This window comes from Arthrobacter zhangbolii, from assembly GCF_022869865.1.
Lineage (GTDB): Bacteria > Actinomycetota > Actinomycetes > Actinomycetales > Micrococcaceae > Arthrobacter_B > Arthrobacter_B zhangbolii.
In genome coordinates this window covers 826,738-853,303 of the sequence record NZ_CP094984.1, presented here as the reverse complement: position 1 = coordinate 853,303, position 26,566 = coordinate 826,738, and the positions used below count along the sequence as shown (strand labels likewise).

General features: G+C 66.3%; 25 protein-coding genes and 1 pseudogene. 15 read left to right on the top strand and 11 right to left on the bottom strand.

Going from position 1 to position 26,566, the window contains the following annotated elements:
* Positions 1–3: 3 nt before the first annotated feature.
* Together MUK71_RS03995 and MUK71_RS03990 are read right to left on the bottom strand one after the other, a co-directional pair.
* Positions 4–822, bottom strand: coding sequence for a CoA-transferase subunit beta (locus MUK71_RS03995; RefSeq protein WP_227929061.1), 819 nt, complete (start codon positions 820–822; stop codon positions 4–6).
* Complete coding sequence (locus tag MUK71_RS03990) at positions 819–1,739, bottom strand: CoA transferase subunit A (protein ID WP_227929062.1); 921 nt, start codon at positions 1,737–1,739, stop codon at positions 819–821. Before MUK71_RS03990 ends, MUK71_RS03995 begins: the two co-directional genes overlap by 4 nt.
* A 130-nt stretch (positions 1,740–1,869) precedes the next feature.
* Between MUK71_RS03990 and MUK71_RS03985 the strand changes: the two genes are divergently transcribed.
* Together MUK71_RS03985 and MUK71_RS03980 are read left to right on the top strand one after the other, a co-directional pair.
* Entirely contained in the window at positions 1,870–2,796 is a 927-nt protein-coding gene (locus MUK71_RS03985; RefSeq protein ID WP_227905263.1) for a LysR family transcriptional regulator, read from the top strand.
* 124 nt (positions 2,797–2,920) lie between these two features.
* Entirely contained in the window at positions 2,921–4,312 is a 1,392-nt protein-coding gene (locus tag MUK71_RS03980) for an MFS transporter (RefSeq protein WP_227929063.1), read from the top strand.
* A gap of 244 nt (positions 4,313–4,556) precedes the next feature.
* On the opposite strand, the gene MUK71_RS03975 is transcribed toward MUK71_RS03980, so the two are convergent.
* The 5 genes from MUK71_RS03975 to MUK71_RS03955 form a co-directional block, all read right to left on the bottom strand.
* Positions 4,557–5,627 carry an SGNH/GDSL hydrolase family protein gene (locus MUK71_RS03975; protein WP_227929064.1) on the bottom strand — a complete coding sequence of 357 codons (1,071 nt, stop codon included), beginning with the start codon at positions 5,625–5,627 and terminating at the stop codon, positions 4,557–4,559.
* A 2-nt stretch (positions 5,628–5,629) separates the two neighbouring features.
* A complete protein-coding gene (locus MUK71_RS03970) occupies positions 5,630–7,765 on the bottom strand; it encodes a zinc ribbon domain-containing protein (RefSeq protein WP_244802824.1) in 2,136 nt (711 codons plus the stop codon).
* A 95-nt stretch (positions 7,766–7,860) separates the two neighbouring features.
* Positions 7,861–10,158 carry a zinc ribbon domain-containing protein gene (locus MUK71_RS03965; RefSeq protein ID WP_227929066.1) on the bottom strand — a complete coding sequence of 766 codons (2,298 nt, stop codon included), beginning with the start codon at positions 10,156–10,158 and terminating at the stop codon, positions 7,861–7,863.
* 143 nt (positions 10,159–10,301) lie between these two features.
* Entirely contained in the window at positions 10,302–10,964 is a 663-nt protein-coding gene (locus tag MUK71_RS03960) for a class F sortase (RefSeq protein WP_227905271.1), read from the bottom strand.
* 29 nt (positions 10,965–10,993) lie between these two features.
* A complete protein-coding gene (locus MUK71_RS03955; protein WP_227905274.1) occupies positions 10,994–11,767 on the bottom strand; it encodes a hypothetical protein in 774 nt (257 codons plus the stop codon).
* 316 nt (positions 11,768–12,083) lie between these two features.
* Between MUK71_RS03955 and sigK the strand changes: the two genes are divergently transcribed.
* Both sigK and MUK71_RS03945 read left to right on the top strand, forming a co-directional pair.
* Entirely contained in the window at positions 12,084–12,719 is a 636-nt protein-coding gene (gene sigK / locus MUK71_RS03950; RefSeq protein WP_227905276.1) for an ECF RNA polymerase sigma factor SigK, read from the top strand.
* Entirely contained in the window at positions 12,716–13,483 is a 768-nt protein-coding gene (locus MUK71_RS03945) for an anti-sigma factor (RefSeq protein ID WP_227929067.1), read from the top strand. The genes sigK and MUK71_RS03945 overlap by 4 nt, the downstream gene beginning before the upstream one ends.
* 81 nt (positions 13,484–13,564) lie before the next feature.
* Here the strand turns inward: MUK71_RS03945 and MUK71_RS03940 are convergent, their stop codons facing one another.
* Positions 13,565–13,879: a variant leucine-rich repeat-containing protein gene (locus tag MUK71_RS03940; RefSeq protein ID WP_227905284.1), complete on the bottom strand. Its 315-nt coding sequence runs from the start codon at positions 13,877–13,879 to the stop codon at positions 13,565–13,567.
* Between the two features lie 337 nt (positions 13,880–14,216).
* Here MUK71_RS03940 and MUK71_RS03935 point away from each other — a divergent pair, with 337 nt between their 5' ends.
* The 11 genes from MUK71_RS03935 to MUK71_RS03885 all read left to right on the top strand — a co-directional run bounded on the left by MUK71_RS03935 (position 14,217) and on the right by MUK71_RS03885 (position 25,263).
* Positions 14,217–15,329, top strand: coding sequence for a DUF475 domain-containing protein (locus tag MUK71_RS03935; RefSeq protein ID WP_227905287.1), 1,113 nt, complete (start codon positions 14,217–14,219; stop codon positions 15,327–15,329).
* A gap of 12 nt (positions 15,330–15,341) precedes the next feature.
* Positions 15,342–15,932 (top strand): TerD family protein, encoded by a 591-nt coding sequence (locus MUK71_RS03930; protein ID WP_227905289.1) that lies wholly within the window; start codon positions 15,342–15,344, stop codon positions 15,930–15,932.
* A 25-nt stretch (positions 15,933–15,957) separates the two neighbouring features.
* The gene (locus MUK71_RS03925; RefSeq protein ID WP_227905291.1) at positions 15,958–16,539 is read left to right on the top strand and encodes a TerD family protein; all 582 of its coding nucleotides are present in this window, start codon (positions 15,958–15,960) and stop codon (positions 16,537–16,539) included.
* Between the two features lie 33 nt (positions 16,540–16,572).
* Positions 16,573–17,154, top strand: a complete 582-nt coding sequence (locus MUK71_RS03920) for a TerD family protein (RefSeq protein ID WP_227905293.1) — start codon at positions 16,573–16,575, stop codon at positions 17,152–17,154.
* Positions 17,155–17,248: 94 nt separating this feature from the next.
* Entirely contained in the window at positions 17,249–18,442 is a 1,194-nt protein-coding gene (locus MUK71_RS03915; protein ID WP_227905294.1) for a toxic anion resistance protein, read from the top strand.
* A 38-nt stretch (positions 18,443–18,480) separates the two neighbouring features.
* Positions 18,481–19,014, top strand: coding sequence for a hypothetical protein (locus tag MUK71_RS03910; RefSeq protein ID WP_227905295.1), 534 nt, complete (start codon positions 18,481–18,483; stop codon positions 19,012–19,014).
* Positions 19,014–19,565, top strand: coding sequence for a TerD family protein (locus tag MUK71_RS03905; RefSeq protein ID WP_227929068.1), 552 nt, complete (start codon positions 19,014–19,016; stop codon positions 19,563–19,565). The genes MUK71_RS03910 and MUK71_RS03905 overlap by 1 nt, the downstream gene beginning before the upstream one ends.
* A 3-nt stretch (positions 19,566–19,568) precedes the next feature.
* Positions 19,569–20,498 carry a hypothetical protein gene (locus MUK71_RS03900; RefSeq protein ID WP_227929069.1) on the top strand — a complete coding sequence of 310 codons (930 nt, stop codon included), beginning with the start codon at positions 19,569–19,571 and terminating at the stop codon, positions 20,496–20,498.
* Between the two features lie 6 nt (positions 20,499–20,504).
* Entirely contained in the window at positions 20,505–21,689 is a 1,185-nt protein-coding gene (locus MUK71_RS03895; protein WP_227929070.1) for an HpcH/HpaI aldolase/citrate lyase family protein, read from the top strand.
* Positions 21,686–24,460: a phosphoribosyltransferase domain-containing protein gene (locus MUK71_RS03890; protein ID WP_227929071.1), complete on the top strand. Its 2,775-nt coding sequence runs from the start codon at positions 21,686–21,688 to the stop codon at positions 24,458–24,460. The genes MUK71_RS03895 and MUK71_RS03890 overlap by 4 nt, the downstream gene beginning before the upstream one ends.
* Entirely contained in the window at positions 24,457–25,263 is an 807-nt protein-coding gene (locus MUK71_RS03885; RefSeq protein WP_227929072.1) for an HAD family hydrolase, read from the top strand. Before MUK71_RS03890 ends, MUK71_RS03885 begins: the two co-directional genes overlap by 4 nt.
* Here the strand turns inward: MUK71_RS03885 and MUK71_RS03880 are convergent.
* The 3 genes and pseudogenes from MUK71_RS03880 to MUK71_RS03870 form a co-directional block, all read right to left on the bottom strand.
* A complete protein-coding gene (locus MUK71_RS03880) occupies positions 25,193–25,669 on the bottom strand; it encodes a hypothetical protein (RefSeq protein ID WP_244802822.1) in 477 nt (158 codons plus the stop codon). The genes MUK71_RS03885 and MUK71_RS03880 overlap by 71 nt on opposite strands.
* Before the next feature lie 93 nt (positions 25,670–25,762).
* A pseudogene (locus tag MUK71_RS03875) lies at positions 25,763–25,900 on the bottom strand (VOC family protein); the annotation flags it as partial.
* A 66-nt stretch (positions 25,901–25,966) separates the two neighbouring features.
* Positions 25,967–26,299, bottom strand: coding sequence for a hypothetical protein (locus MUK71_RS03870; RefSeq protein WP_227929074.1), 333 nt, complete (start codon positions 26,297–26,299; stop codon positions 25,967–25,969).
* Positions 26,300–26,566: the final 267 nt, after the last annotated feature.

Here is a 26,566-nt window from a genome sequence, read left to right as displayed (position 1 = left end):
TGATCAGCGCAGGTACACGCGGCCGGGATCGATCTCGTTGCGCAGCAGGTCCAGTTCCTGCGCGGTGGGCGCGGGGGTGACGGACAAGCCGGGCAGCACCTTCAGCGGCCAGCCGGTGGCCTCGATCACCTGTCCCGCGCTGACACCCTCGTGCACCGTGGCCAGGCACAGTTCCCCGGTTTCATCCGCCTTAAGCACGCCAAGATCGCTGATGACGGTGGTCACCCCGCGGCCCTGGGCGGGAACCAGCGGGTCCTTTTCCCGGGCAATCCGGGGTGAGGGGCTGGTGCAGAAATCCAGCTCGCGGACAAAGGAGGTGGGGTTGTGCCGGCGCATCACCACAAAAACCTCGGCGGAGTTGGCCATCACTTCGGCCGCGCCGCCGGAACCGGGCAACCGGACGTCCGGAGACTCCCAGTCTCCGATGACGCTGGAGTTCAGGCTGCCGAACCGGTCAATCTGCGCCGCCCCCAGGAACCCCACGTCAATCCAGCCGCCCTGGAGCACGTAGCCGAACAGCACGGGCATGGTGAGGATGGCCTCGGCACCGGTGGCCAGCGAGGCATCGGCAATGGTCTCGGGCAGCCGGGGCGGATGGGCGCCGCAGACGCCGGATTCATAGACCTGCTCAATGTCCGGGCTGGTGGACTTCTGGGCCAGGGCCACGGCGAGGGTGGGCAGTCCGATGCCGGCAAAGACCCGGCGGGTGCCCTGCAGGTAACGGCAGCTGACCGCTGCCAGCAGTTCGCTGGAAGTGTATGCGGGTGCCGCCGCGTCGTCTGCGGCGGCGGTGTTGTTCGGGAGGGCGGTGAAGGGAGTCATCGGACGCTTCCGTAATTTACCGGGGTGGACAGGTGCGGTTCGGGGGTCAGCGGAGCAAAGAAGTCCGGGCCGAGTTTGGCGACGTAGCCGGCGTGGTCTCCGGTGTCGTGGACCCATTCCTGCAGCCAGGCCTCAAGGCGTTCAGGGTTCTTGCTGATGGCCGACCAGGAGCGGTAGAACGTGTTGTCGCGGTCATAGTAGCCCTGGACAAAGGAGGGGTGGGCACCGTAGGGCACCTCCACCACGGCGTCGACGGCGAACCCCGGGACGGCGGTGCGGTTCGGATCCGAGCGGATCACCTCGTCAGGCACTATCTCCTCCACCAGGGCAATGGTGCGTTTGGAGGCGAACGCCGCTTCCTGCTGCGGTCCGAGAATGCCCCAGCTCTGGATGTTGCCGTGCCGGTCCGCACGCTGGGCGTGAATGATGGCAACGTCGGGATTCAGTGCCGGAACCACGTAGGTCTCCACCCCGGGGTCAAAGGGTGAGGCAACCTTGCGCAGATTGGGGTTCACCTCCGGCAGGCTGCTGCCGGCGTAGGAGCGAACCGGCATAAACGGGATCCCCGCAGCGCCGGCCTGGTAGCGGGCCAGGAGTCCGTAGTGGCTGTATTCCTCCAGCGCGAGTGAGCCGGGACCGCCTGCCTCCACGGCACGGCGGATGGCGTAGAGGGAGCCCACCGACGAGTTGCCGGTGAAGGCGAAGATCATTTTGTCCACGGCGCCGGCGCCTACCAGCTGGTCCGCCACAATGTCGGGTGTCATGCGCACCAGGGTCAGTCCGGTCCGGCCCTGCCGGATGATTTCATGCCCGGCGGCAAAGGGAATCAGGTGCGTGAATCCCTCCAGCGCCACCGTGTCCCCGTCTTTGACGAATTCGGCAACGGCATCCTGAAGGGAATACTGCTTTTGGATCATTTCTGTACGGCCTCCGGGTTTTTGTGGTGCCCCTCATACTGGCACCGCCGATCTATAACGGTCCAATACCTAGAAATGCCTTGTGTGATAAGAAATAGATCTCAATGATTGCCTAGTAGCGGGACGGACCATGGAACTTCGGCATTTGATCGGCTTTGTGGCAACGGCGGAGGAACTGCATTTTGGCCGGGCCGCCGCGCGCCTGCACACGGCCCAGCCGGCGCTGAGCCAGCAGATCCGGCATCTGGAAAAGGAACTCGGGGTCCAGCTCTTCCACCGCAACACCCGGTCCGTGACGCTGAGTGACGCCGGTGCGGCACTGCTGGGCCCGGCCCGGCAGGTGCTCGCCGACGTCGAAGTGGCCAAACGCGCAGCGGTGCTGGGCAACTCGGAAATCGTGGGCCGGGTGGTGGTGGGTTTCGCCGGTGCCAGCAGCCGTGCTGCACTGCCCAAACTGGCCCGGGCCGTACGCGCCGAACAACCCGGCATCGAGCTGGTCCTGCAGGGCCAGACCTACGCCGGCGCGGCCCTGGCTGAAGTCACGGCAGGCACCCTGGACATCGGCTTTGCCCGGCTGCCGGTGCGTGATTCGGCCTTGAGCACCCGGGTGTACGAATACGAGCGGCTGGTCGCTGCCCTGCCGAGCGACCACCCCCTCGCCGGCCGCGAGAGCATCAGTGCGGCGGACCTGGCCGAGGAACCCTTCGTGACGTTCCCGGGGACCCGCGGCTCCACCGTCCGGGATGCCCTGATCCAGGTGGCCATGAATGCCGGCTTCACGCCGCGCATCATGCAGGAGGCTCCGGATTCCTACACGATCCTGGGCCTGGTGGCCGCGGGCGTTGGCGTAACAATTACGGTTTCTTCGGTCCAGCACATCAATACCCCGGGACTGGTTTATCGGAATCTTGATGACGATATTCCGGAGATGGCGGCCGTCCTGGCCTGGCGGAAGGACAATGCTTCCGCAGCGGTTCAGGCGGTGCTGAAGATTGCCGAAGAAGTCCTTCCCACCCCGATTCCTGAGGAAAGCCGGCTTCCCTCAGGAATTCAGTAATATTTCGTCCTACTGTTGGTCAGATTGGTTATTGGACGCTCTCAGTGCGTACTGGCAAGGTGAGTGAGGAAATCTTTATGTGTGGCCTGTCACACATCCCCCCATCACTTACACCGGAGCTGTTGTGAGCACTAATCAAACCCCAGCGGTTGACGCGGAAACGCGCACCCGGATGGCAAAGAAGGCCGGTTTCGCCTCCTTCGCCGGAACCACCGTCGAGTGGTACGACTTTTACGCCTACGGCACCGCCTCGGCCCTGGTCTTCGGGCAGATCTTCTTCCCGGCCGAGGACGCCGCCGTGGGCACGCTTGCCGCCTTCGCGACCTTCTGGGTCGGGTTCCTGGCCCGCCCGCTGGGCGGCGTGGTGTTCGGCCACTTCGGTGACAAGTTCGGCCGCAAGAAGGCGCTGGTCACCACCCTGCTGATGATGGGCATCTGCACCACCGCCGTCGGGCTGCTGCCCACGTACGGACAGATCGGCATGTGGGCCGCCGTGATCCTGGTGTTCCTGCGCCTCATCCAAGGCATCGCGATGGGCGGCGAGTGGGGCGGCGCCGTCGTCCTGGCCGCTGAACACGCACCCAAGGGCAAGGGCATCATCTACGGCGCCTTCGCCCAGCAGGGCTCCCCCATGGGCAACCTGCTCTCCACCCTGGTCTGGCTCGCCGTGGCACAGCTGCCGGACGAACAGTTCCTCTCCTGGGGCTGGCGCATTCCGTTCCTGCTCTCCGCCGTCCTGGTGGGCATTGGCCTGTTCATCCGGCTGAGCATCGAGGAATCCCCGGCCATGAAGGAAATGATGGTCACCAAGACCGTCGCCAAGACCCCGTTCACCGAGGTGCTGCGCCATTCCAAGGGCATTGTGGTCCTGGGTATCGGCGCCTGCATCATCGCCGTCTCCGCCACCTACTTCAAGGGGACCTTCGCTCTGGCCTGGGCCGTGGACAGCGGGCTGTTTGACCGCTCCACCTTCCTGACCATTGTGACCATTGCCTTGGTGGTGCAGTTCTGCGTGCAGCCCTTCGGCGCGCTCATCGCCTCGAAGATGGACCTGCGCAAGGCCGTCCTGCTGCTGCTGGTGCCGGAACTGGTCTTTATGCCGCTGATGTTCATCATGATCGGGACCGGGAACTACCTGCTGGCCGTGGTGGGCATGGCGGTGGCCACCATCCCGCACTCCATGTACTACGCCGCGCTGGCCGGGATCCTGGCCAAATCCTTCCCGCCGAATATCCGCTACACCGGCATTTCCCTGAGCTACCAGCTCAGTTCCACCCTGTTTGCCGGGACGGCGCCCATGATGGGCCAGTACCTGCTCAACGTCAGCGGCTCCATCCTGGCGGTGGTCGCCCTGGCCCTGGTGCACGTGGGCCTGACCATCGGCTGTGTGCTGGGCCTGCTGGCGCGGTCCAGGAACATGGGCGACGGGTACGCCAGCTCGGACAGCTTCAGCACCCAGGACGAACTGCCGGACGCTGCCGGGCAGGACGCCCGCAAGGCCGCAACGCAGGCATAGTCCACCCCACGGCTTTACCGGACCCCCGGGACATCACGTCCCGGGGGTCTTTCCGTGTCCGGGTCCTGTGGTTGTCGGGTCCTGTGGCTGGGACCAGTGGCTGCCGGGTCCTGTGGCTGTCGGTCCTGTGGCTAGGTCCAGTGGTTGCCGGGTCCCTTGCCGACGGCGGCAGTCCTCCCGGCGGCGATGGCGGCAGTCCTTCCGGCGGTGACGGCGGCAGTCCCCTGGTAGAGGGCGGGGCCGGTTATCCGGCTGTGACGGGGTACGCCGCAGCCCATTCGACGATGGCATCGGTCATGGCCCGGTATCCCTGCCGGGTGGGGTGCAGCAGTTCCTGGTTGGCGGTGGGCGAATCGGCGGCCTGCAGCAGGCCGGAGACATTGGCGGCATGCAGGTAGGGTTCCTCGCTGCAGGCACCGTGGCCGTCCAGGGCGTCCTGCGCCGCCTCTACGAAATACACGTTTGCCTGCGGGACATTGTTTACCGCCGCACGGATCACGGTGTTCAGTTCTCCCACCAGCTCTCGGGCGAACCCCTGTTCCTCGACGCTGAGGCGCCCGCAGCCGCCGTCGGGCGCATCAAAAAGCTGGGGATAGGGAAGCACCAGGACGGGTGCGGCAACGGCGCTGGCCAGTGCTGAATAGGCCGCTTCAAGGTCCGGCTGCAGCGCCGCGAGCTGCACAGCGGCATCCGCGCGCAGGGCGGGGTTTTCGGTGCAGGGCCTGGTATCCAGCAGGCAGGCCTGCAGAATACCGGCGAAATCCAGGTTGTTGCCGCCCACGGAAAGGATCACCAGCGTGGGGTCGAAGCCCTGCAGCTGCTGCAGCTGGGGCGGAACGGACCCGGGCCCGGCGCCGGGCTGTGTGGGCTCACGGAACGCCAGCGTCTGCGGGGCGGTGAGATGCCCGGTGGTCGCCCGGGAACAGGCCAGGTTGGCAATACTGTCCGGGGGAAAGAGCTCGGAGGCCACGGCGTAGGTGCTGCGGTGGCAGGAATCCCGGCGAGCGTCGCCGGCGGGCCGGTAGCTGCCGGCGCCCTCGCCGGAGGCGAAGGAATCCCCCAGGATGGCCAGGCGCCCGGTGTCGCCGGTGACGGCGGCCAGCCAGCCGGTGGGACGGGAGGGTTCAGGCTCCGATGCTGAAGGTACGGGTGCCGACGGTACGGGTGCCGACGGCGACACCGGGGCTGCCGCCGACGGTGACAGCCCCGATGCTGTTGTTTCTCCGGCCGGGCCGGAGGGGCCGGCGGCAGGCGTCGCCGTGCAGGCGGTGAGGATTACCACCGCTGCCAGGACACCCGCCGCCAGCCGTTTCATGCTTACTGCCGGCGCCGCAGTGCCTCGTCCACTGCCGGATCCCCCAGCTGGCCCAGCCAGTTGAGCAGATCCGGGTAGGTGGACGGGTTGCCGGCAACGGCCACCCGTGCCCGCGGGTGGGTGGCCAGTTCCTGCAGCCGGGCCAGAGCCGTGGCCGGATCAGCGGCCCCGGCGATCAGTGCGGCATCCGGGTCCGCAGCCGTTCCGGCTTCGGCAGCGCTTTCGGCTTCCGGAGCCGTTCCTGCTGCGGCGGGCTGAACACTCTCGTCAGCGGTGCTGCCGGTGCCGGCAACCGGGGATCCGGCAGCCGGGGCTTCCACGCCAGCACCCTGTCCTGCGGCCGAGGCGGCCGGAGCTGCCTGGCTGGCCGAGGCCGGGGCCGGCTGAACCGGTGCGTGCTGGACCGGAGTCTGCTGAACCGGCTGACCCGGCACGTGCTGGACCGGTGCGTTGTGACCCGGCGCCTGCTGCTGCGGAGCGGCGTCGAACGTGAAGCCGGCGCCAACGCCGCCGGTCGGTGCCAGTGTCCTGAAGTGTTCCCGGGCCGCCTTGTCCAGCCAGAGGACAGCCAGGATCACAAACGGCATGACCCAGGTGAGCACCATGATGATGGTGGCCGTGCTGCCGGTGCCCACTTCATTTGCCGAGCCGTCGTTGCGGACAATCCGGATGATCATCAGGACGAGTCCGAGCACAAACAGGATGGCTGCGTAGGCACTGCCCATCACGTAGGCGGAACGCTGGTCGCGGGCAGCTACCTTGGGCAGCATGACGGCGCCGGCAACCATAACCAGCGCGAAGACGAAGGAGATGGCCCAGGTGGCGGCGCCGTCGTAATCTTCAACGAGCGTCCAGACCATGGAGAACAGGGACAGGGCGGCCAGTGCGGACGTCAGGATGAGGGTGAGCAGGATCGCCGGCTTCAGCGCGGTGCGCCGGTCCGCCGGAGCTGCCTGGGTGTGCTGGGTCAGGCGTGCGACCGACGGCGCCGAAACGGCAGCGCCGAAGGCCATCCAGAAGATCAGCGAGAAGGACGGCGAGCCGGCGTAGTAGTCCAGGGATACTCCGTAGGCGCCCATCAGGGAGATCAGGCCGAGGAACAAGGCGCCGACGCCGATGCAGACTCCGGTGAACCGCCAGGTGTCGGATCCGCGGAAGACGTTCAGTGCCACTAGGGCCAGGACGGCTACGGAGACCAGGCCAACGAGGGACAGCAGCAGGGTGGGGATCCAGGGGTTGCCCAGTCCCAGGGACTGGTAGATGGGATCGTCGCCGCGGCCGGCAACCTCCACAATGCGGATGATGATCTGTGCCAGGACCGTCACTGCGGCAAGGCCGGCGATTCCCATGGTGACGAAGACCCAGCGCCGGTTCCGGGGTGCGTCCACGGTGCCGGGGGCAATTTCGCCGCGGCGGGGCTGTGCCGCCATGATGGCGCCTGCCAGCCCGAAGGCCGGAGCGGCATCGAGGATGCTCAGGCTCGAGTCGAAGGAACCCGCTGCCGCCATGCTCATCACCAGATACACCACCACGAGGATGAGGTAGGGCAGGTTGGCCAGTGCCTTGATGTCCTGGACCTGCCGGTAGCCGATCTTGGGGCCAAAGACCCCGGCGCGCCAGAGGTAGCTCACGCCCACCGAGAAGATGCTCAGCAGGGTAATCAGCAGGACGTCCAGGCGGGTGCCCGCCGTCGACTCGGCCCCGTAGTAGCTTCCGGAGCCAAAGGTCCAGGTCATAAAGAGGGAGAAGAACAGCAGCAGGACGGCAATACCGTCCCTCACGTAGTCGCTGACCGGAACGCCGGCGAAGGCTGAGGGACGCTTCTGGGCCGGCTGAGCCGGAGCCTGCGCCTGGCCGTAGGGGGAATTACCGGGGGCGGGGGTCCCGGAGTACGGCTGCCCCTGGCCCAGGTGCTGGTCCTGGTGCTGCTGGCTCATGCCCTGGCCGGGGTGGCCGGCTGCTGCGAACTCGGGCTGCCGTTCCGGTGCCGCTGCCGGTGACGCAGCCGGTGATGCCGTGGCGGGAGCGTGCGCCCCTGACGGCGCGGCAGAGGCATCAGTGCCCATCGCGAACCCGCACTCCGGACAGAACCGGCCTCCGGGTTCCTGTTGTTTGCCGCATTCGGGACAGAATTTCATGGTGCCTTCCTTGGATTTTCGAAAACTGTGGATGCCGTAGCCGGCAAAGGGCAGGACGGTCCCGCCGCGCGCTGCGGCAGGACCGTCCCTGGGTATTAGTTTGCGCTCAGCTCGCCGTTGTAGCTGAGGAACGCGGTGGTGGCTCCCTCACCGGGGAACAGCTCTACCGTGACCTCGTGTTCCTCACCGTCACCGGGGTACGGGATGGTTACGGTGGCCGGCTCGCCGGCCACGAGCTTCAGTTCGTGTTCCTCACCGTCCATGGTCACTACCACTGTGCCGGGCGTACCGATGGGCAGCACCGAACCTGACACCTCGAACATCAGCTCGCCGTCGTCCTCAATGCCCTTCAGCGTGTGGGTCATGGCCTCCCCGCTCAGGGACAGCAGGCCGTAGAAGTAATCCTTGCCCGGGTCCAGGTAGGAGTCCGAGAAGGAGGTACCCGAATCCTCCACCAGCGTCAGTTCCTTGGAGTAGTCAATGTCGCCGCCGTCTTCAGCGCGTTCCTCATCCCATTCCGGGCCGGCGAACACCACGAGCTTGTAGTCCCCTTCAGGGATCTCGTCGCCGTAGCCGAGAGTGGTGATTTCCTCTTTGCCGTCCTTGGAGTAGACGGTCATGTCACCGAAGTCGTACTCGTCTTCGGCGGCCAGGCTCATTTCCTCGTCAACACGGAGGTTCAGTACCGCAAAGCCGGCGGAATTGAAGGTCACGTCAGTGGAGTCATCCACGGCAATGTCGCCGGAGGCATCTTCACTGTGCGCCAGGGAGAGCAGCGCGAGTGCCTGCTCGCGGGTGAGGGAATCGGTCCAGTCAATAACCGCGTCGGCCAGGGTGTGGCCCAGGCTGACCCGCCACTTGCCGTTTTCCTCCAGCGTGGTCACCGACAGATTCTGCAGGCCGCCGAACATCTGGGCTGACGGTTCAACCGTGTAACCGGACCCGTTGAGGCAGAAGCTGTCCGAATCGCTTTCACCCTTGATGCACTCGCTGGTCAGGGTGATTTCGTCGCCGTAGTCATTTTCCAGCCTGATGTTGTCGACGACGGCGGTGGCACGGTTGCCGTCCTTCTCGCCTTCCGTGAAACGGACGTCGCTGACGCTGATCTCTTCGCCGTTCATGCCCGACATCGCGTCGTCGAACATGTCCTGGTAGAGGTAGAGCAGGCTGCCTTCATGAATGGAGAGCGTGCCGGCAAGCGGGCTGAGGCTTCCCTCGGAGATCACGGAGGGCACGGCTTCGACCATGGCCTTGGCTGCTTCGGCCGGGCTGTTGCTGCCGGTGGAGGCCTCCGGGACGCTGCCGCGGTCATAGCTTTCGCTGGCGTTGACCATTTCGGCAACGCTGTACATGGGGCTGACGTACCAGCGGCCGTCTCGTTCGGTGGCGACCAGGGTCAGCGGGGATCCGTCCGGGCCCAGTTCGCCCAGTTCGATGGTCTCGTTGACCTTTTCTTCCTCTTCCAGGGAATCGAAGATGGTGCGCAGCGTTCCGGTGGTTGCCGCCGGATCGATGTCGACCTTGACCTCGCCGCTGGCGTACCTGATCAGCGCGGTGCTCTCGTCGATTTCCTTAATTTCGGGTTCGACGCCTTCCATGGAAATGGTGACGCCGTCGAAGGAGAACTCGTCCTCGCTGAGCTCTTCATCGCGTCCCACCTTCGTCAGGGCTTCCTCGAGCTTGAACTCCTCCATCTTGTCCGCCAGGTGCTCCTGGATCCGCTGGATGGGTTCGCGCTCTTCCAGCGGGACCAGCGTGGCAAGACCGATCATGTCCTTGGTTTCAATGGACTCCATCAGCTGGTCTGCAGCACCCTGCGGGGAGCTGGCTCCGCCGCGGATCAGGTTCTGGACGTAGAAGAAGGCCCCGATCCCCACTGCCAGCAGGACAACGAGGACGGAGACGAGGATGATGACCTTGCGGGACCGTTTCCTGGGTCCCTTCGGGGCGGAGGGCGGCGTGTTCGTTCCGCCGGGGCCCTGCGGACCGGATGGGCCGTTGTTGCCCATGCCGCCGGGACCGTTGTTGCCCGTGCCGCCCGTGCCGCCCGTGCCGCCGGGACCGGCGGGGGTGCCGGGCGCGGCGAAGCCGGAACCGCTGGTACCCGTCGCGTCGGCGGACTTGGCGGCCGGCGCCATAACGGGCGGATCAAAAACCGATGTGGACGTTGCGGTGCTCTCTGCCCGCTGCCCCGGCTGCCCGCCTGCGGCGCTCTGGCCGGGTGCCTGCTCAAAGCGCTGCGTGGGCTGCTCGCTGCGGATGGCGTCGCGGTCCGGCTGAGTGGTTTCGGCGGCCGCACTGCCGCCGCTCTGTGCCGGCTGCGGCGCCTGGCAGTTGGTACAGAATTTCCAGTGCGACTGTAGTTCAGCGCCGCAGGACGTGCAGTTCTTCAATTCTCCCCCAGGTAGTAAACGCCCGGAAGGAGTAAGTGATGGTCCCCCCGAGCCAACAGATACGTTCGCATAAAACCCTAACACGGGGCATATATACGCCGCCGGTTATGACGGGACCCGGGGCGGAATTGCGCGGAGGGGATTTACGGGATCAGCGTGGCATACACAACGTAGTTATCCTCGAATTCCCCGCTGGCGGCATCAAAACCGTCACACGTTATCAGGCGCAGTTCGGGCTGCTCGGTGTTTCCGTAAACCTCAAGGGTGGGAAAGTCCGTTTTTCCGTACTGCTCCCCCTTGTCCACGGCAAATACCGCCGTGGAGCCGTCCTCGCGTGCAATGTTGATCCGGTCCCCGGGTTTCAGGGCCCGCAGGTCCGCAAACACGCCCGGTCCCCCGCCGGTGGCATTGACGTGGCCCAGCAGTACCGCCGGACCCTGGTCGCCGGGAGCCGGCGAGCCGGTGAACCAGCTGGCCGGTGAGCCGGGCGGTTCGGGCGGCACTTCCAGGGAACCGTCCTCGCGCAACCCCAGGTGAAGGAGCGCGGATTCCGTTCCGGTGGACGGGATGGACAGGGAGGCAGGCGGCGCGGCGGCCGGCGTTTCAGCCGGTGCAGCGGTCCCCGGCGACGGAGTGGCCGCTGTGGGCGCGGGGGCTGACGGCGCGGCGGAGGATGCGGTCGCTGACGCGCTCGTCGGGGCTCCGGCCTCCGGCGCGGACGCGGTGCTGCACCCGGTGAACAGGAGGAGCGCGGCCGCCGCGCAGGTCAGCAGACCTGCACGGCGGCCGTTCGGGGATTCCTTCATGGGGATCGCCTCAGCTACTCACGGGTTCCCTAGGCGCGGGCCCGGCGGCGGAGGGCCACCATTGCCGCACCGGCCAGGGCCAGAACGCCCGCACCGGCAACTGCAGTGCCGGCAACGCCGTTGTCGGAGGCCGTCTCCACACCGGTGTCAGCTCCGCCCTCGGGCATGGCAGCCATCTGGGAACCGACCAGGGTGCCGCAGGCTGCAGGAAGGGTGGCCGCTGCCGGGAGGCTGGGATCCAGGTCCGACATCTTCTCAGCCGCCGCAGCAGGCATCTTGGTGGGATCAACACCGTGCACCACAACTACCGCACTGCCGTCCTTCAGCGACGCAGCGGTCTCGGGGCTCAGTTCAAGGGTCCGCTCGTAGGTGTAGGCGGATCCGCCCGGGAAGCGCTCAACCGCCAGGGCGGAATCGGGGCTGGAATCGCCTTCAGTGGTCAGCGAGGTGCCGATGTGGCCGTAGAAGGGGTGGCCCTCGGTGGTGTTCACCACGCCGTCGCCGTCGGTATCCGCTTCCGGGCCGGGGCAGGTTCCCTGCGCCGCGATGTGGATGTGCTGGGCGTGCGGGAAGGGACCGTCCATGAAGGTTTCCGCTGCACCGGAAACGTTGACGGTTACAACTGCCTCGGTGCCGTGCACATCCACCATGGCCTGTCCGGTGGTGCCGGAATTGTTCATGGTGTTCAGCGTGGCCTGGCTGCTCCAGGAATCTTCGCCGTGTGCCATGGCGGGACCGCCGGAAAGAGCCAGGGCTCCCAGGGCCAGTGTGGGGACGGCAAGCAGACGCATCTTCTTATTCATCATCGTGTCCTTCGTCGTGGGTTCTCTAGCAACACCACAGGTTCGGAGCTGAGCGCCGGGCGGATGTGTCCCGGATCGAAATACCTGAAAAAAGTTTTGAAACACGTGCACAGCGACGGGCACCCGTCCGTTCCGCCACCCGCACCGAACAGCAGGTATGGACATTCCCCTGCATCACCGAAGCCCGGCTCCGGCCGGCCCGGTGCTGCCCCGGCTGGCGGCCCCGAGCGAAGATGTGGCAGTCTTCTCCCCGGGAATGTCCCCGTTCGCCGACCCGGCGGGGCGCCGTCGTCGAAGGGAACGTCCTTGGAAGCGCATGACTGAGCTGCCCTCCCCTGATGCTTTTCGCGCCGGTTCGCCGCCCGGCGTTCCGGAGCCCGTCGCCGCGACCGGCCGGGAGGATCAGGCTGCCGAGCTGGCCCGCCTGCTGCGCCGCAGCGGTGAAGGGGATGAGGCGAGCTTCGCCGCCCTGTATGACGCCACCTCGGCGAAGGTTTACGGCCTCACCGTGCGGGTGACGCGGTCGCCGGAGATTGCCGCCGAAGTTGTCCAGGAGGTCTATCTGATGGCCTGGCAGCAGTCGGCGCGGTTCGATGCGTCCAGGGGTTCGGTGCTGGCGTGGCTGTGCACCATCGCCCACCGGCGGGCCGTGGACCGGATCCGCCAGGTGGCCAGGGAACGTGAGCGGGAACAGACGTACGAGGACCAGCGGACAGACACACCGGTTGACCAGACCTGGCAGGAAGTGGAACAGAGCATGGACACCCATGAGGTCCGCGACGGGCTGGATACCCTCAGCCCCCTCCAACGGGAGGCAGTTTCGCTGGCCTACTATCAGGGCCGGACGTACCGCCAGGTGGCCCAATACCTGGATATTCCCCTCGGGACGGCCAAGGCCCGCATCCGGGACGGCCTGAAAAGTCTCCGCTCAGCACTGGGAGGTGAACGGTGAGCAGCCACAACCATTCGCCGGGATCCGGAGGCTTCCATGACGCTGGCAGCCCCCATGATCTGGCGCCGCTGTACGCAGTGGACGCCCTGGACCCGCAGGAGCGGGCCGATTTTGAACAGCACCTGGCCGGGTGCGCGCAGTGCCGTGCCGAGGTGGAGGACTACTCGGAGGTCGGAGCATCCCTGGCAGCCGGAGCCGCGCAGGAAGCACCGCCGGAGCTGCGCACCGCCGTGCTCTCCGCCATTTCCGGGACCCGCCCACTGCCGGCTGAGGAAGTCACTTCCCTCCAGGACCGGCGGCGGCGCAGGACCCGTACGGTGCTCGCCGCGGCAGCGGCTGCCGTGCTGGTGCCGGGCATTGCCTTGGGCGGCTGGGCGCTGGGCGTCCAATCCGAACAGCGGGAACAGGAGCAGATCGCGGCTGCCGAGCAGGGTCGGGAGAACCGGCTGCTGTCGGCACCGGACGTCACCACCCGCCAGCTGGACGTCAACGGTGTTCCGGCCACCCTGGTGGTTTCCCGGGACGCGGACTCTGCCCTGTTTGTTGCCGGAGACCTTCCGGATCCCGGCGAGGGCCGGGAATACCAGCTGTGGCTGCTTGAGGAAGAAACGCCGATCCCGAATGTTCGCTTCGACGGCGGGGACGACGTCCGCATCTGGCTCAGCGGCAACGTCACCGATGCAGGAGCTGTGGCCATGACGGTGGAACCGGAGGGCGGCTCGGAAACCCCCACGCTGCCTTTGCTGGCCTCGGCCGAGCTGTAGGCCGGAGCTGCAGGCATGCGCTGACGGCGGCCGAAGATGCCGTCGGCCTGGGTGAACGCGCTTTCTGGCCCGGCAGCCGCGCTACGCGCCGCGGCGGGCGATGGCGGCGTTCACGCCGTCGTCGTTCAGCGCCTTCAGCCAGCTCAGCAGCTCCGGCCCGGCTGCCGGATTTGCCGCCACCGCAGGGCGCACCATCGGGTGATCGGTGGCCAGCTCCTGCAGGCGGAGGGAGCTGGTCCCCGGATCCTCGGCCTGCGCCAGGAGAGCCACTTCCGCGGGATTCACCCGGGAGGCCGGGGCGGCGGAGGCGCCGGCATCCGCCACTACATCGGCAGCGGGAATGTTCATGACCGGGCTTGCCGTCCGGTGTCCTGGCTTCTGAATCTCGTCCTGCATGCAGTCCTCCTTCAAACGCGGGCCTTTATCAGTAGGCTTTCAATCATCCTTGCAGACCCCGGCACCAAGCCCAAACCGTCCGCACCGGCAGCGCTGATCGGGGACGGGAGAAGACAAAGACGCACCCGGATGCTGCCGGAACCGGCCCCGGCTCTGGCCCGGCGCCCCCGGCGCAGGCTAGGATTCCGCGCGCCAGCGGCCGGAGATAGTTGCCCGCGGTGTCCGGGGTGCGACATACTGAAGCCTATTCGTTCTTGGATCGAGCAATCCTCTATCAAAGTTTTTGCCTTATCCGGCCGCCGGCTGCGTGCAGGAACTGAAGGAGCTGCAAGGCAGAGTGTTTTTCAAGACTTTCGGCTGGTCATTCGCCATCACGGCCGCCGCGCTGGTCACAGCGTTCTTCTACGGGGGGATAGAGGCACTCATCCTCTGTGCCATTCTCGGTGTTCTTGAGATCAGCCTCAGCTTCGATAATGCGGTGGTCAATGCCCGCATCCTCGAAAAAATGAGCCCCTTCTGGCAGAAAATGTTCCTCACCGTAGGCATTCTGATTGCCGTGGTGGGTATGCGCATTGTGTTCCCGCTGGTCATTGTGGGCGTCACAGCCAGCATGAACCCGATTGAAGCGCTGCGGCTGGCCTTGGAGAAGGGCGACCCTGAGCAGCCGGGCACTTACGGCTACCTGCTGCACGAGGCGCACCCGCAGATCGCTGCCTTCGGCGGCATGTTCCTGCTGATGATCTTCCTGGACTTTATGTTCGAGGACCGGGACATCCGCTGGCTGCGCTGGATCGAGGCCCCGCTGGCCAAAATCGGAAAGCTTAACGGTGCGTCCCTGATTGCCGGCCTTGCGGTCCTGTTGGCCGCTGCCAGCCTGGCCGACGCCGAGCACACCACCGATATTTTTGTCGCCGGTTCCGCAGGCCTTATCACCTACCTTCTTGTCACCGGTTTGGGTGGCCTGTTCGACGTCGACGGCGACGGCGACTTTGATGACGAAGACGCCATCAAGCGGGTGGAAAAGAAGTCCGGCAACGGCGAGCTGGTCAAGGCCACCGGCAAGGCAGCGTTTATGCTCTTCCTCTACCTGGAAATGATCGACGCGTCCTTCTCCTTCGACGGCGTCATCGGCGCGTTCGCCATCACCTCGGATCCGATCATCATCGCCCTCGGCCTCGGCCTGATCGGCGCGATCTTTGTCCGCTCGCTGACCGTTTTCCTGGTCCGGCAGGGCACGCTGGATGAGTTCGTCTACCTGGACCACGGTGCGCACTGGGCCATCGGTGCCCTCGCCGCGATCCTGCTGCTGACCATTGAACTGGAAATCAACGAGATCATCACCGGCCTGATCGGCGTCGTCTTCATTCTGGCGTCCCTGATCTCCTCGATCGTGCGCAACAGGCGCAGCGCGTCCTCCGGCACCCCCACAAAACCTGTCTACTCGAACTAACAAGGGAGAATCATGGGCCTGAGCCTGCAAAAAGGTCAGTCGCTGTCACTGACGAAGAAGGACGGCGGCGCACTCAGCAAGACGCGCCTGGGACTGGGCTGGGATTCCGCAGCCCCGGTCAAGCGCGGACTCTTCGGCACGAAGAAGGCCGCTGAAGTGGACCTGGATGCCTCGGCCATCTTCTTTGATGCCAACGGCAACGCCCTGGACCAGGTCTGGTACGGCCAGCTGGCCAGCAAGGACGGCTCCTCCAAGCACACCGGAGACAACCTGACCGGCGCCGGCGAGGGCGACGACGAAGTCATCCTGGTCAACCTGCAGGCCGTATCCCCGGCCGTGCAGCAGATTGTCTTCGTCATCTCCAGCTACAGCCGCCAGACCTTCGACCAGGTGGAGAACGCGTTCTGCCGGCTGGTGGATGACTCCACTCCCGGCAGCCCGGAAATCGCCCGCTACCAGCTGACCGACTCGGGCAACCACACCGCCATGATCATGGCCAAGGTTGCCCGCGAAGGATCAGGCTGGACCTTCAAGGCCCTCGGCGAGCGCGCCCAGGGCCGCACTGTCATGGACCTGATTCCCACGGCAGCCCGCACACTCTAAACCGAACGTCGCGAAGGAGCGCACCTTGTCCAGCCTGACACTGACCAAAGGCAACAACCTATCCCTGACCAAAGCCGATCCCGGATTGGAACGGGCCCTGGTGGGCTTGGGCTGGGACCCGCGTACCACCAGCGGGGACCCGTTTGACCTGGATGCCTCGGCACTGCTGCTGGGCGCCGACGGCAAGGTGCGTTCCCAGGACGACTTCATCTTCTACAACCAGCTGGCGGCCAAGGACAACTCGGTGGTCCACCAGGGCGATAACCGCACCGGCCAGGGCGACGGCGACGACGAGCAGATCCTGATTGACTTCAGCCTCCTGCCCGCCGACGTTGACCGCGTGGTCATTGTGGTCTCCATTGACCAGGCCGATGTCCGGCACCAGAACTTCGGGCAGGTGCGCGATGCGTACTGCCGCGTAGTCAACCAGGACACCGACGCCGAAGTGGTCCGTTACGACCTCAGCGAAGACGCTGCAGCGGAAACATCCATGATCTTCGCCGAGGTCTACCGCAACCGCGGCGAATGGAAATTCCGTGCCATCGGCCAGGGCTACGCCTCCGGCCTGTACGGCATCGCCACCGACTTCGGCGTCGTCCTCGACTAATTCCCCATACCTCGTTACAAGGAGCTGAACACCATGGCAGGTCTGTCCCTCTCCAAGGGCAACAACCTTTCCCTCACCAAAACCGATCCCGGACTGCAGAAGGCCCTCGTGGGCCTTGGCTGGGATCCCCGCACCACCACGGGCGAGCCCTTCGATCTGGATGCCTCGGCACTGATGATCGCCGCCAACGGGAAGGTGCGGTCCTCCGATGACTTCATCTTCTACAACCAGCCCGCCGCCAAGGACGGATCCGTCACCCACCTGGGTGACAACCGTTCGGGTGAGGGCGCCGGCGACGACGAGCAGATCCTGATCGATCTCAGCACCATGGCCGCCGACGTCGAGCGCGTGGTTATTGTGGTGTCCATCGACCAGGCCGATGTCCGCAACCAGAACTTCGGCCAGGTCCGCGGCGCCTACTGCCGCGTGGTCAACCAGGACAGCGACAGCGAAATTGTCCGGTTTGACCTGAGCGAGGACGCCGCACCGGAAACCTCGATGATCTTTGCCGAGATCTACCGCAACAACGGCGAATGGAAGTTCAAGGCCGTTGGCCAGGGCTACGCCAGCGGACTGGCCGGCATCGTGACCGATTTCGGCGTGCAGCTCAGCTAGGCTCGCCTTCTTGGCATTACCCTGCGGGGAGTGTTCCGCGGGCCGGAACACTCCCCGCACCCATACCGCAGTTCACCTACGAAAAGGCTGAATAATGACCTCACCGCTGACTCCTCCGGACGCCTCCGAAGCCTCCCTGGTGCTTCAGGCGCCCGAACCGCCCGCCCCGGTTGCTCCGGCCGACGCCCCGGGCATGGTCCCGGTCCCGGAGGAACGCCGCCAGGAAATCGCCGCCCAGGCCCGTTCCTTCATGGATGAGGTCTCCAAGCTTGATGCCCGCAGCCCGGAGTTTACGGCACAGGTGGACTCCATCAACAAGCTCGCCGGCGCGGAAATGACCGCCTCCGCCGGGTACTCCACCCGCCTGCTGGACCGTTCCTCCACCTCGGTGGCCGGCGCCAAGCGCTCCGGTGACGACGCACAGAAGAAGGTGGCCTCAACACTGGGCGACCTGCGCAGCACGGTGGAGGACCTGACCCCCAACCAGGCGAACCTGGGCACCGGCCGCAAGATCCTGGGCCTGATCCCGGGCGGCAACAAGCTGGCCAAGTACTTCCAGAAGTACGAATCCGCCCAGGTGCAGCTGGACCACATCATCAAGTCCCTGATGGCCGGGCAGGATGAACTGCTCAAGGACAACGCTTCCCTTGCCGGGGAAAAGGTTGAGCTGTGGAAGACCATGCAGACCCTGAGCGAATACTCGGTGCTGGCCGAATCCCTGGACGCCGCGTGCGTGGAGAAGGTGGACAAGCTCAAGAACTCCGGGCAGATTGAGCAGGCCAACGCCCTGGAAGCGGACGTGCTGTTCCCCATCCGCCAGCGCCGCCAGGACATCCTCACCCAGCTGGCCGTCTCCGTGCAGGGCTACCTGGCCATGGACCTGATCCGCAAGAACAACGTGGAACTGATCAAGGGCGTGGAACGCGCCCGCACCACCACCATTTCCGCGCTGCGCACCGCCGTCATCGTGGCCCAGGCCCTGGCCAACCAGAAGATGGTCCTGGACCAGATCGACGCCGTGAACGCCACCACCAACAACATGATCCTGAGCACCAGCGAAATGCTCAAGGACCAGACGGCCCGGATCCACCAGCAGGCCTCCAGCTCCGGAGTGAGCGTGGAAACGCTGCAGAAGGCGTTCGACAACGTGTTCCAGACCATGGACGCCATTGACACCTTCCGTTCCGAGGCCGCCCGCAACATGGAGGGCACCGTGAAGTCGCTGGAGTCCACCATTACCCAGGCCAAGCCCTACCTGGAGCGCTCCCGCCAGAGCGAGTCCCGCTAGGTGCCGGGCACGGCAGCTCCGAGGCAAAGGACATCCACGTGGTAATCGGCAGGTTCATCGGATCCCTCTTTGGCAACTCATCCGAGTCCGGGCCCGCGGACGGCCAGGCGCAGCAGGCACAGCTTGCCGCCCAGCCGCCGTCGGGTCCGGACGCCGAGCACCGGGAGACCGCACGCTCCCTGGTGAACCTGCGTACCGCCGTCCGCCGCGCCGGAGCTGCCATGCCCACACTGATTTCCTCCCAGGTACGCCAGATCGATGACATCCTGGCGCCGCTGGTGGAGTACATCGGCAGCAACGGGGCCTCCACCGAGCAGCGGGTGCTGCTGAATTCCATCATTACCAGCTACCTCCCCACTCCCCTGCGGGCCTACGTGGCCCTGAACGAACGGGAGCGGACCGACGATTCCGAGGCCACTGCATTGCTCGTTGAACAACTGACCATCCTCGAGGGCATCGCCCGGGACCTGGAAAACCAGGTCCGCACCGGTGCCATCGCTGAACTGTCCACCCACGGCCGGTTCCTGGACGACAAGTTCTCCCCCTCTTCACTGACCTTCGGAGACCGCTGATGGGCACCCTGGTAGCCGGCGCCAACGCCGCACTGACCGCGGAGAACCCCGGCCTGACCTCCATCATGGTGGGCATGGGCTGGGATGTGATTCCCAGCCGCGGGCCGCAGTCCGAGCTGGTCCCGCTCACCCTGCTGTGCGGCCCCGACGGACGTGTCCTCTCCGATGACCATCTGGTGTTCTTCAACCAGATCGCCAGCCCGGAAGCCTCCGTGCAGTTCCTCGGCGAGGAGGATGACGAGCAGATCGACGTGGACCTCTCCCGCGTGCCCGCCCAGGTGTCCAAGATTGTTTTTGCCGTCTACGCGGATCCGGAAATGCGCGGACCGGGCAACTTTGCCGCCGTTCGCAGCGCCCACATCCGTGTAGCCCGCCCCAACGGCAGCGAACTCGTTCGTTTCGACCTGCCCGCCGCCAACCGGGACACCATCACCGCCATGATGTTCGGTGAGCTCTACCGGCACCGGGAGGACTGGAAATTCCGTGCCCTCGGACAGGGGTACACCACTGGCCTGCGCGGGCTGGCCGCCGACTTCGGATTCGATCTCTAGGCGATGGCCGTCAACCGATCGTCGGCTCCCCGCACCGACCTCCCCTTCCTGAGCCGCCGGGTCAAACCGCGCCCGGCTCCGCCCGCGCAACCGGCTCCGGCGGCAGCTGCCCCTGCGCCCGCCCGCCCAAGCACTCCCCCGCCGTCGGCCGCCGCACCGGCCGCACCGGCTGCACCGCCGCGCACGACGCCGGCCCCTGCGACGACGCCGACAACGCCGCCGCCCGGCTCGCTGACCCTCTCCTCGCCCTCCCGGCCGGCAGCGGGACCGCCGCCGGTCACCACCTCACTCTCGCTCGGGAACTCCCGCGAGCCGGCCCCGGCAGCCGGCCCGTCGTCCCGGCCCGCTGCCGCCGCAGGCCAGGGCAGCGCACCTGCCGGCACCCCGCAGCGACGCGCACCGCTGCACACCAAGCTGTTCCCGGCTCCCGGGATGCAGGAGGTGCGCACCCTGGACAAGCAGAACCCGGTGGTCCGCCTGACGCCGATGGAATCGGCAGTGGGCACCCTCGCCGTCGCCGGCTCCATGCGCGCGGTGTGGGAAGCCGCGGACTTCCGTACCGGATCGGTATCATCCGGGGAACTGCGCCGCGAGAACCTCTCCGGGGTTGTTGTGGACACCCCCGGTAACCGGCCGGTGGTGGGTTACGAAGAGGAACTGGCGCTCATTCCGCTGCGCCGGTCATCCATGCTCCGCCGCGCCCTGTTCTTCCCCAAGCCGAAACAGCCCATGAGCGTGGGCATCTATAACGGCAGGTCACTGACCGTCCCGGCCAAGGCCGGCGAGCGCAGTTTCTACGTGCTCTCGGTACTGCGGATCGGCAACGTGCTGGAACTCCGGGCGGAGGTGATTCCGTACGGGATGGAACTCAAGGCCATTTGGGAGGCCTTCGGATTCACCATGTCCTCGGAGTTCCCCTTCCGGGGAAACTGAGCTCGGATGCGCCACTTTGCCTACCTCAGCGAGGCCGAAACCGGACGGTTGTTCCATCTTCCGCCGCAGGAGCTGAGCCTCGCCTCCGAGCCCGGACTGCTCGCCACCGCGCTGGGCGCCACCCTGTACTGCCCTGCCACCCGGACCGAGCTGGTCAAGGACATCCGCAAACAGGGCACCCGCGGGGCGCTGAGCATGGTCCTGTGCCTTGAGGATTCCATTGCCGACGCCGATGTCCCGGCGGCGGAGACCAACGTGGTGGCGGCCCTTGGCCAGCTGCACGCCGAAACCACCGCCGGCAACACCGTCGGGCTGATGCTGTTTGTCCGTGTCCGCAGCCCGGAGCAGCTGCTCAGCCTCGCTGAACGCTGCGGTGACGCCCTCGACGTGCTGACCGGTTTCGTCATCCCCAAGTTCGAAAACAGCAGCGGGGCGGCCCAGCGTTTCCTCGATGCGCTGCACAGCGTTAATGCCTCCCGCCGTTCCGGCAACCCGGCTGCCCGGCCGCTGCGGATCATGCCGATCCTGGAATCCCCGCTGATGATCCATGCCGAAACCCGTACGGAGACCCTTTCCGGCATTTACCAGGTGTTGCAGGCAAACCGGGCGGATATCCTCTCGGTCCGGATCGGCGCCACGGACATGTCCAGCGCCTTCGGCCTGCGCCGTTCCCGCGATCTGACCATCTATGACGTCAAGGTGGTCTCCGCCGTTATCGGCGACATTGTGAACGTACTGGGCCGCCCGAACGGTTTTGTGATCAGCGGTCCGGTCTGGGAACACTACAGTTCCGGTGAACGCCTGCTGCGGCCCCAGCTGCGCGCCACGCCCTTCGCCGAAGCGGATGAACTCGGACTGCGGCAACGGCTGCTCACCGCGAACCTGGACGGACTGATCCGGGAAATCGAACTGGACCTGGCCAACGGCCTGCTGGGCAAAACAGTGATCCACCCCTCCCACGTCCCGCTGGTCCACGCCATGTCCGTCATCAGCCACGAGGCGTATCTGGATGCCCTGCACATTTCCGGCGAGGCCGGCGGCGGGGCAGCGGCATCGCCGTACCGGAACAAGATGAATGAAATGAAACCGCATCAGGCGTGGGCTGCTTCCACCCTCGTCCGTGCCGCCGCTTTTGGCGTCGCCGCACCCGATACCACTTACGTAGATCTCCTGGAAGCGAGCATGAATTGAGCCAGCACCCCTGGACCGGCGGTTTTGTCCACGAGGCCCTGGGCGTCCGGATCATTTCCGACCCCTCTGCGCTGTTGCCGGTGGAGGATCTGGTGGGACTGGCGCTGCGCCGCAACCCGCGCCGGGCGCATCTGTTGGTTTCCCGCGTGCTGGCCAAGCACGTCCCCACCGAACCTGCCCTGGTACTGGCCGCCGGCGAGCTGCTCGGCACCCTCGCCGGTGCTGCCCTCGGCAGCACGGTGGACTCCGCTGTGCTCCGTTCCGTCGCCGCCGATCTGCAGCAGGTGCTGCGGGGCGAGGACAACACGGCGCACGACGACGCCGCAGGGCCGGGCGCAGTCCGCCCGCCGCGGACACGGCTGCAGTACGCCCGCGAAACCCTGTGGGACCTGCCCGTCTCCCACCCCGAGGTGGTGACCATCGGCTACGCCGAAACCGCCACCGGGCTGGGCCGGCTGGTGGCTGACACCCTGGGCTCCTACTACATCCATTCCACCCGCCATGCCCCGGCCGGCGCGGTGGCCTACGGGGCGTTCGAGGAAGCACACTCGCACGCCACCTCACACCGGCTGCTGCCCACCGACCCGGCAGCGTTGAACAGCAACGCCCCCGTGGTGCTGGTCGATGACGAGCTCAGCACCGGGGCCACCGTCATCAACACCATCGCCGAGCTCCACGCCGCCGCCCCGCACCCGCTGTATGTGGTGGCTACCCTCATTGACCTGCGCTCCGACCCGGACCGTGCCCGGTTTGATGAGCTCGCCGCCGGCCTGGACTGCGAGATCAAGGTCGTGGCCCTGGGCACCGGCAGGATCGAACTCGGTGAGGACATCCTGGCCCGGGCGCAGGAGCTCATCAGTACGCTGCCCGGCACGGCCACGGAACCGGCTGCCGCCGCGACCGCCTCCCCCGAAGCGCCGGGCACGGTGGACGTGCTGGATCTGGGCGCCATTACCACCCGCCGGCTGCGCAGCGACCGGTTCGGCAACCCCGCCGGAGTATCCTCCGACTACCTTGGCACCCTGCCCGAAGCGCTGCCGGGCGCCGTGTCCGGGGAACACCTGGCCTACATTGCGGCCCGGATCCGGGATGTGCTCCCGGACTCGGATGCCCCGGTGCTGGTGCTCGGCTGCGAGGAATTCATCCACGTACCGCTCACCGTCGCCAACGCGCTGGCCGAAGCCCTGCAGAGCGGGCGGGTCCGGTTCTCCACCACCACCCGCTCCCCCATCGTGCCGATCGACCGGCCAGATTACGCCATCAACACCTCGGTGGACTTCGCCAGCCATGATGTCACCGAGGACGGTCCCGGCCCGCGGCACGCCTACAACGTGGGGCGGCGCCGGGGACCTGCCGGGTGCGTGGATCCCGGAGCCGGGACGGCGGCTCCCGCAGCAGAGGGTTTCGGCAGCATCGTCCTCCTGCCCGAGCCCGGCACCGAGCTTGCCTCCATCACCGGGCCAGGCAGCGTCACCGAGGCGCTGCGTGCGGTGACCGGCGCCGTCGTTGTGGTGCTGATGCCCGCGGACGTCCCCGCCCCGGGGGCCTGGACGCCGCAGCCGTCTGCTGCCGTGCCGCTGACCGGACCGGAGTTCGGTTCCTACGCCGCAGAAGATGTCACCTGGCTGCTCAAGGACCTGCGCGACGCCCAGCTGGAAGCACCCACCGCAGAGCGGGAAGCAGCCATCCAGTCCGGCGGCGCGAACTACGCCGAATCGCTGCCCATGGAGTACCTGCCCTCGGCCCAGTACCAGGACCTCTATGCGGAGGCACTGGTCCGGTCCGCACCCCGGGTCGCAACCGCCGTCGGCACCGTGACCGAGATGGCGCTGGCCGCACGGAACAACGAGCCGGTGCTGGTCTCGCTGGCCCGCGCAGGCACTCCCATCGGCATCCTGATGCGCCGCTGGGCGCAGCGGATGCACGGCCTGGACCTGCCGCACTACACCATGAGCATTGTGCGCGGGGTGGGTATGGATGAAACGGCCCTGCGCTATCTGGCCGCCCGGTATGACCCGAAGCGGATCCTGTTTGTGGACGGCTGGACCGGCAAGGGCGCCATCACCCGGGAACTGACCGCCGCACTGGAGAAGTTCGAGCAGAGCGACGGCGTGCGGTTCTCGGCGCAGCTGGCGGTGCTGGCCGATCCGGGGCACTCCGTGGAGCTGTTCGGCACCCGCGAGGACTACCTGATCCCGTCCGCCTGCCTGAACTCGACAGTGTCCGGGCTGGTGTCCCGCACCGTGTTCAACAAGGAGCTGATTGGGCCGAAGGATTTCCACGGGGCAAAGTTCTACGCCCATCTGGCCTCCGCGGATGTGTCGCGGGAGTTCCTGGCCGCCGTGGAGGCGCAGTTCGACGCCGTGCGCTCCGACGCCGTCGCCGCTGCAGCCTCACTGGCTGCCGCGGACCGGACGCCCAGCTGGGTGGGCTGGCAGGCCGTGGAGCGGCTTAGCGAGGAATACGGCATCCATAACGTGAACCTGGTGAAGCCAGGTGTCGGCGAAACCACGCGGGTGCTGCTGCGCCGGGTGCCGTGGAAGGTGCTGGTGCATCCGGCGGCGCGTTCCGAGGTGGCGCACGTGCTGCTGCTGGCCGAACAGCGCGGCGTCCCGGTGGAAGAGGTGCCGGACCTGCCGTTCAGCTGCGTGGGGCTGATCCATCCGCGGTTCACCGCCGGCGCCGTGGGGGCGGACGGCAAGGCCGTGGCTGCTTCTGAAGCCGGCGATACGGCTGCAAGCGACGCGGCTTCCGTGGGGGCCGGCGCGTGAGGACCCTTTTCGCCTCGGACCTGGACCGGACGCTGATCTATTCGGCCAACGCACTGTTCCTCGACACCGAAGACGCTGCCGCACCGGCCATGGTGGTGGCCGAGGTCTATGAAGGTAAGCCGCTGTCCTTTATGACCCGGGCTGCTGAAGAGCTGCTGGTCACCGCTGCCGGCGAGTGCGTGTTTATGCCCGTGACCACCCGTACGGTGGCGCAGTACCAGCGGATCCGGTTGCCCGGTCCCGCACCTGAGTATGCCGTCACCACCAACGGCGGGGTGCTGCTGCACCACGGTGTTCCGGATGCCGACTGGCAGCAGAAGGTCCGCTCACTGGTGGCCGGTGGCTGTGCGCCGCTGGCGGAAGTGTCCGCGTACCTGGCCCGGCCGGAGTTCGCGGCCTGGACGCTGAAGCTGCGCACCGCCGAGGATCTGTTCGCCTACGCCGTAGTGGACCGGGCGGCGCTGCCCGGAGAGTTCCTGCTGGAGCTGGAAGCGTGGTGCGCGGAGCGGGGTTGGACCGTGTCGCTGCAGGGCCGGAAGCTCTATTGCGTGCCGGTGCCGGTGACGAAGCAGGATGCCGTGGCCGAGGTGGCCCGGCGCACCGGATCGGACCGCATTGTTGCTGCCGGGGATTCGCTGCTGGACCGGCCTATGCTCGAGGCCGCCGATGTCGCCTTCCGTCCCGCGCACGGCGAACTGGACGACGCCGGCTGGGTTGATTCGCACTTGCAGGTCACTGAAACCCGCGGGGTTCTTGCCGGGGAAGAGATTCTGCGCCAGGTACTGGACCTGGTGCGGGCCTAGCTGCAGGGCCGGGCCGGTGGACTCCCACCACGCCGGCCGCATAGGTGAGGAATTCCTCCACCCGCCACGCGAGTGCCTCCGGGACGCCGAAGACTGATCCGTCGCCCAGCCGGAAGCCCAACGTATCAAAGGCGTGCGCGGTGATGGCCGTCCCGTAGCCGGAGGGCGCGGTGACGAAAACCAGTACCAGCGGGATATTGGCCCGCCCTTGAGCGAAGAAGGGACCCAAATGGGTGAACTTCCAGCGCGAGCCGAGGCGCACTTCCAGCCGGGGCCCGACGTGCCGCAGTTTTTCGCCGTGGTGTGAGAAGGCCTCTGTCAGTGCCTGCAGGACTACGTGCGGCGGCTGCGGCGATGTCCAGTGTTCCTTCTTCGCCACAACCGGGTCTGAACTAAACAACGCCATGGCTGCCCCCTTCTCCGGGATGAACAACATCCCCCGCTCCCTGCATCGATCCCGGGTCAGCCTACCCCTGATATCCGGGCCTGCGCAGCGGATTCAGGCGGTGCGTTCGGCCTCGCTGCGCAGGATGCAGAATTCGTTGCCCTCCGGATCGGCCAGGACCACCCAGCCGGTTCCGTCCTCACGGCGCTGGTCATCCACCTGCGTGGCCCCCAGCTCCAGAGACCTATTTACGGGCGACAGCGTAGGCCGCAGAAAGTACTCGCGGCGCGCCCCTAGCCAAAGATGCGTGATGTGGAATTATCCCGCAAAAGCCTCTTCATATAGAGCCGCCTGGCTGGGCATCAGCACCCCGGACACGCGCAGCAGGACGGCACCGTCCATGTAGTGGTACTCAGTTCCGAACGCCGGTCCCATACCCTCCAGGACCCCCTGGATGTAGTCCGAGCGTGTCTGTGCGTCCGCCTCGTCGGCGAACACCTCGACGACAGCGCCTCCATCAATACCGGTCTCTGCGGAATCCGCAGCGGTATCAGAAATCCATGCAGCACTGATGTACTGTCCCGGGCGTCCGATAAGTCCGTTTGTATCGTTTAGCTCCGTTACTTCAGTGACGGCGCTGATAGTGGGCACTTGCGCCTGCAACTTTGCGGCCACGCTCATTGCCGTTTCGGGTTCGGTGGGTGCCTCGCTCGGCACAGTCGTAGCGGCGGATTCTGTGGACTTCGTCGCTTGTGAGGCGATCACCGGCTCCGATGGCGACGCTGCTTCACTATCGGACGAACAACCTACGAAACCGAGAGCACTCAGAATCAATATTCCTGAGACGTATTGCTTACGCATTTTCCCCAACCCTTTTGAACAAATGAATTTACAGACTATCCGACTTTCAAGGGGATT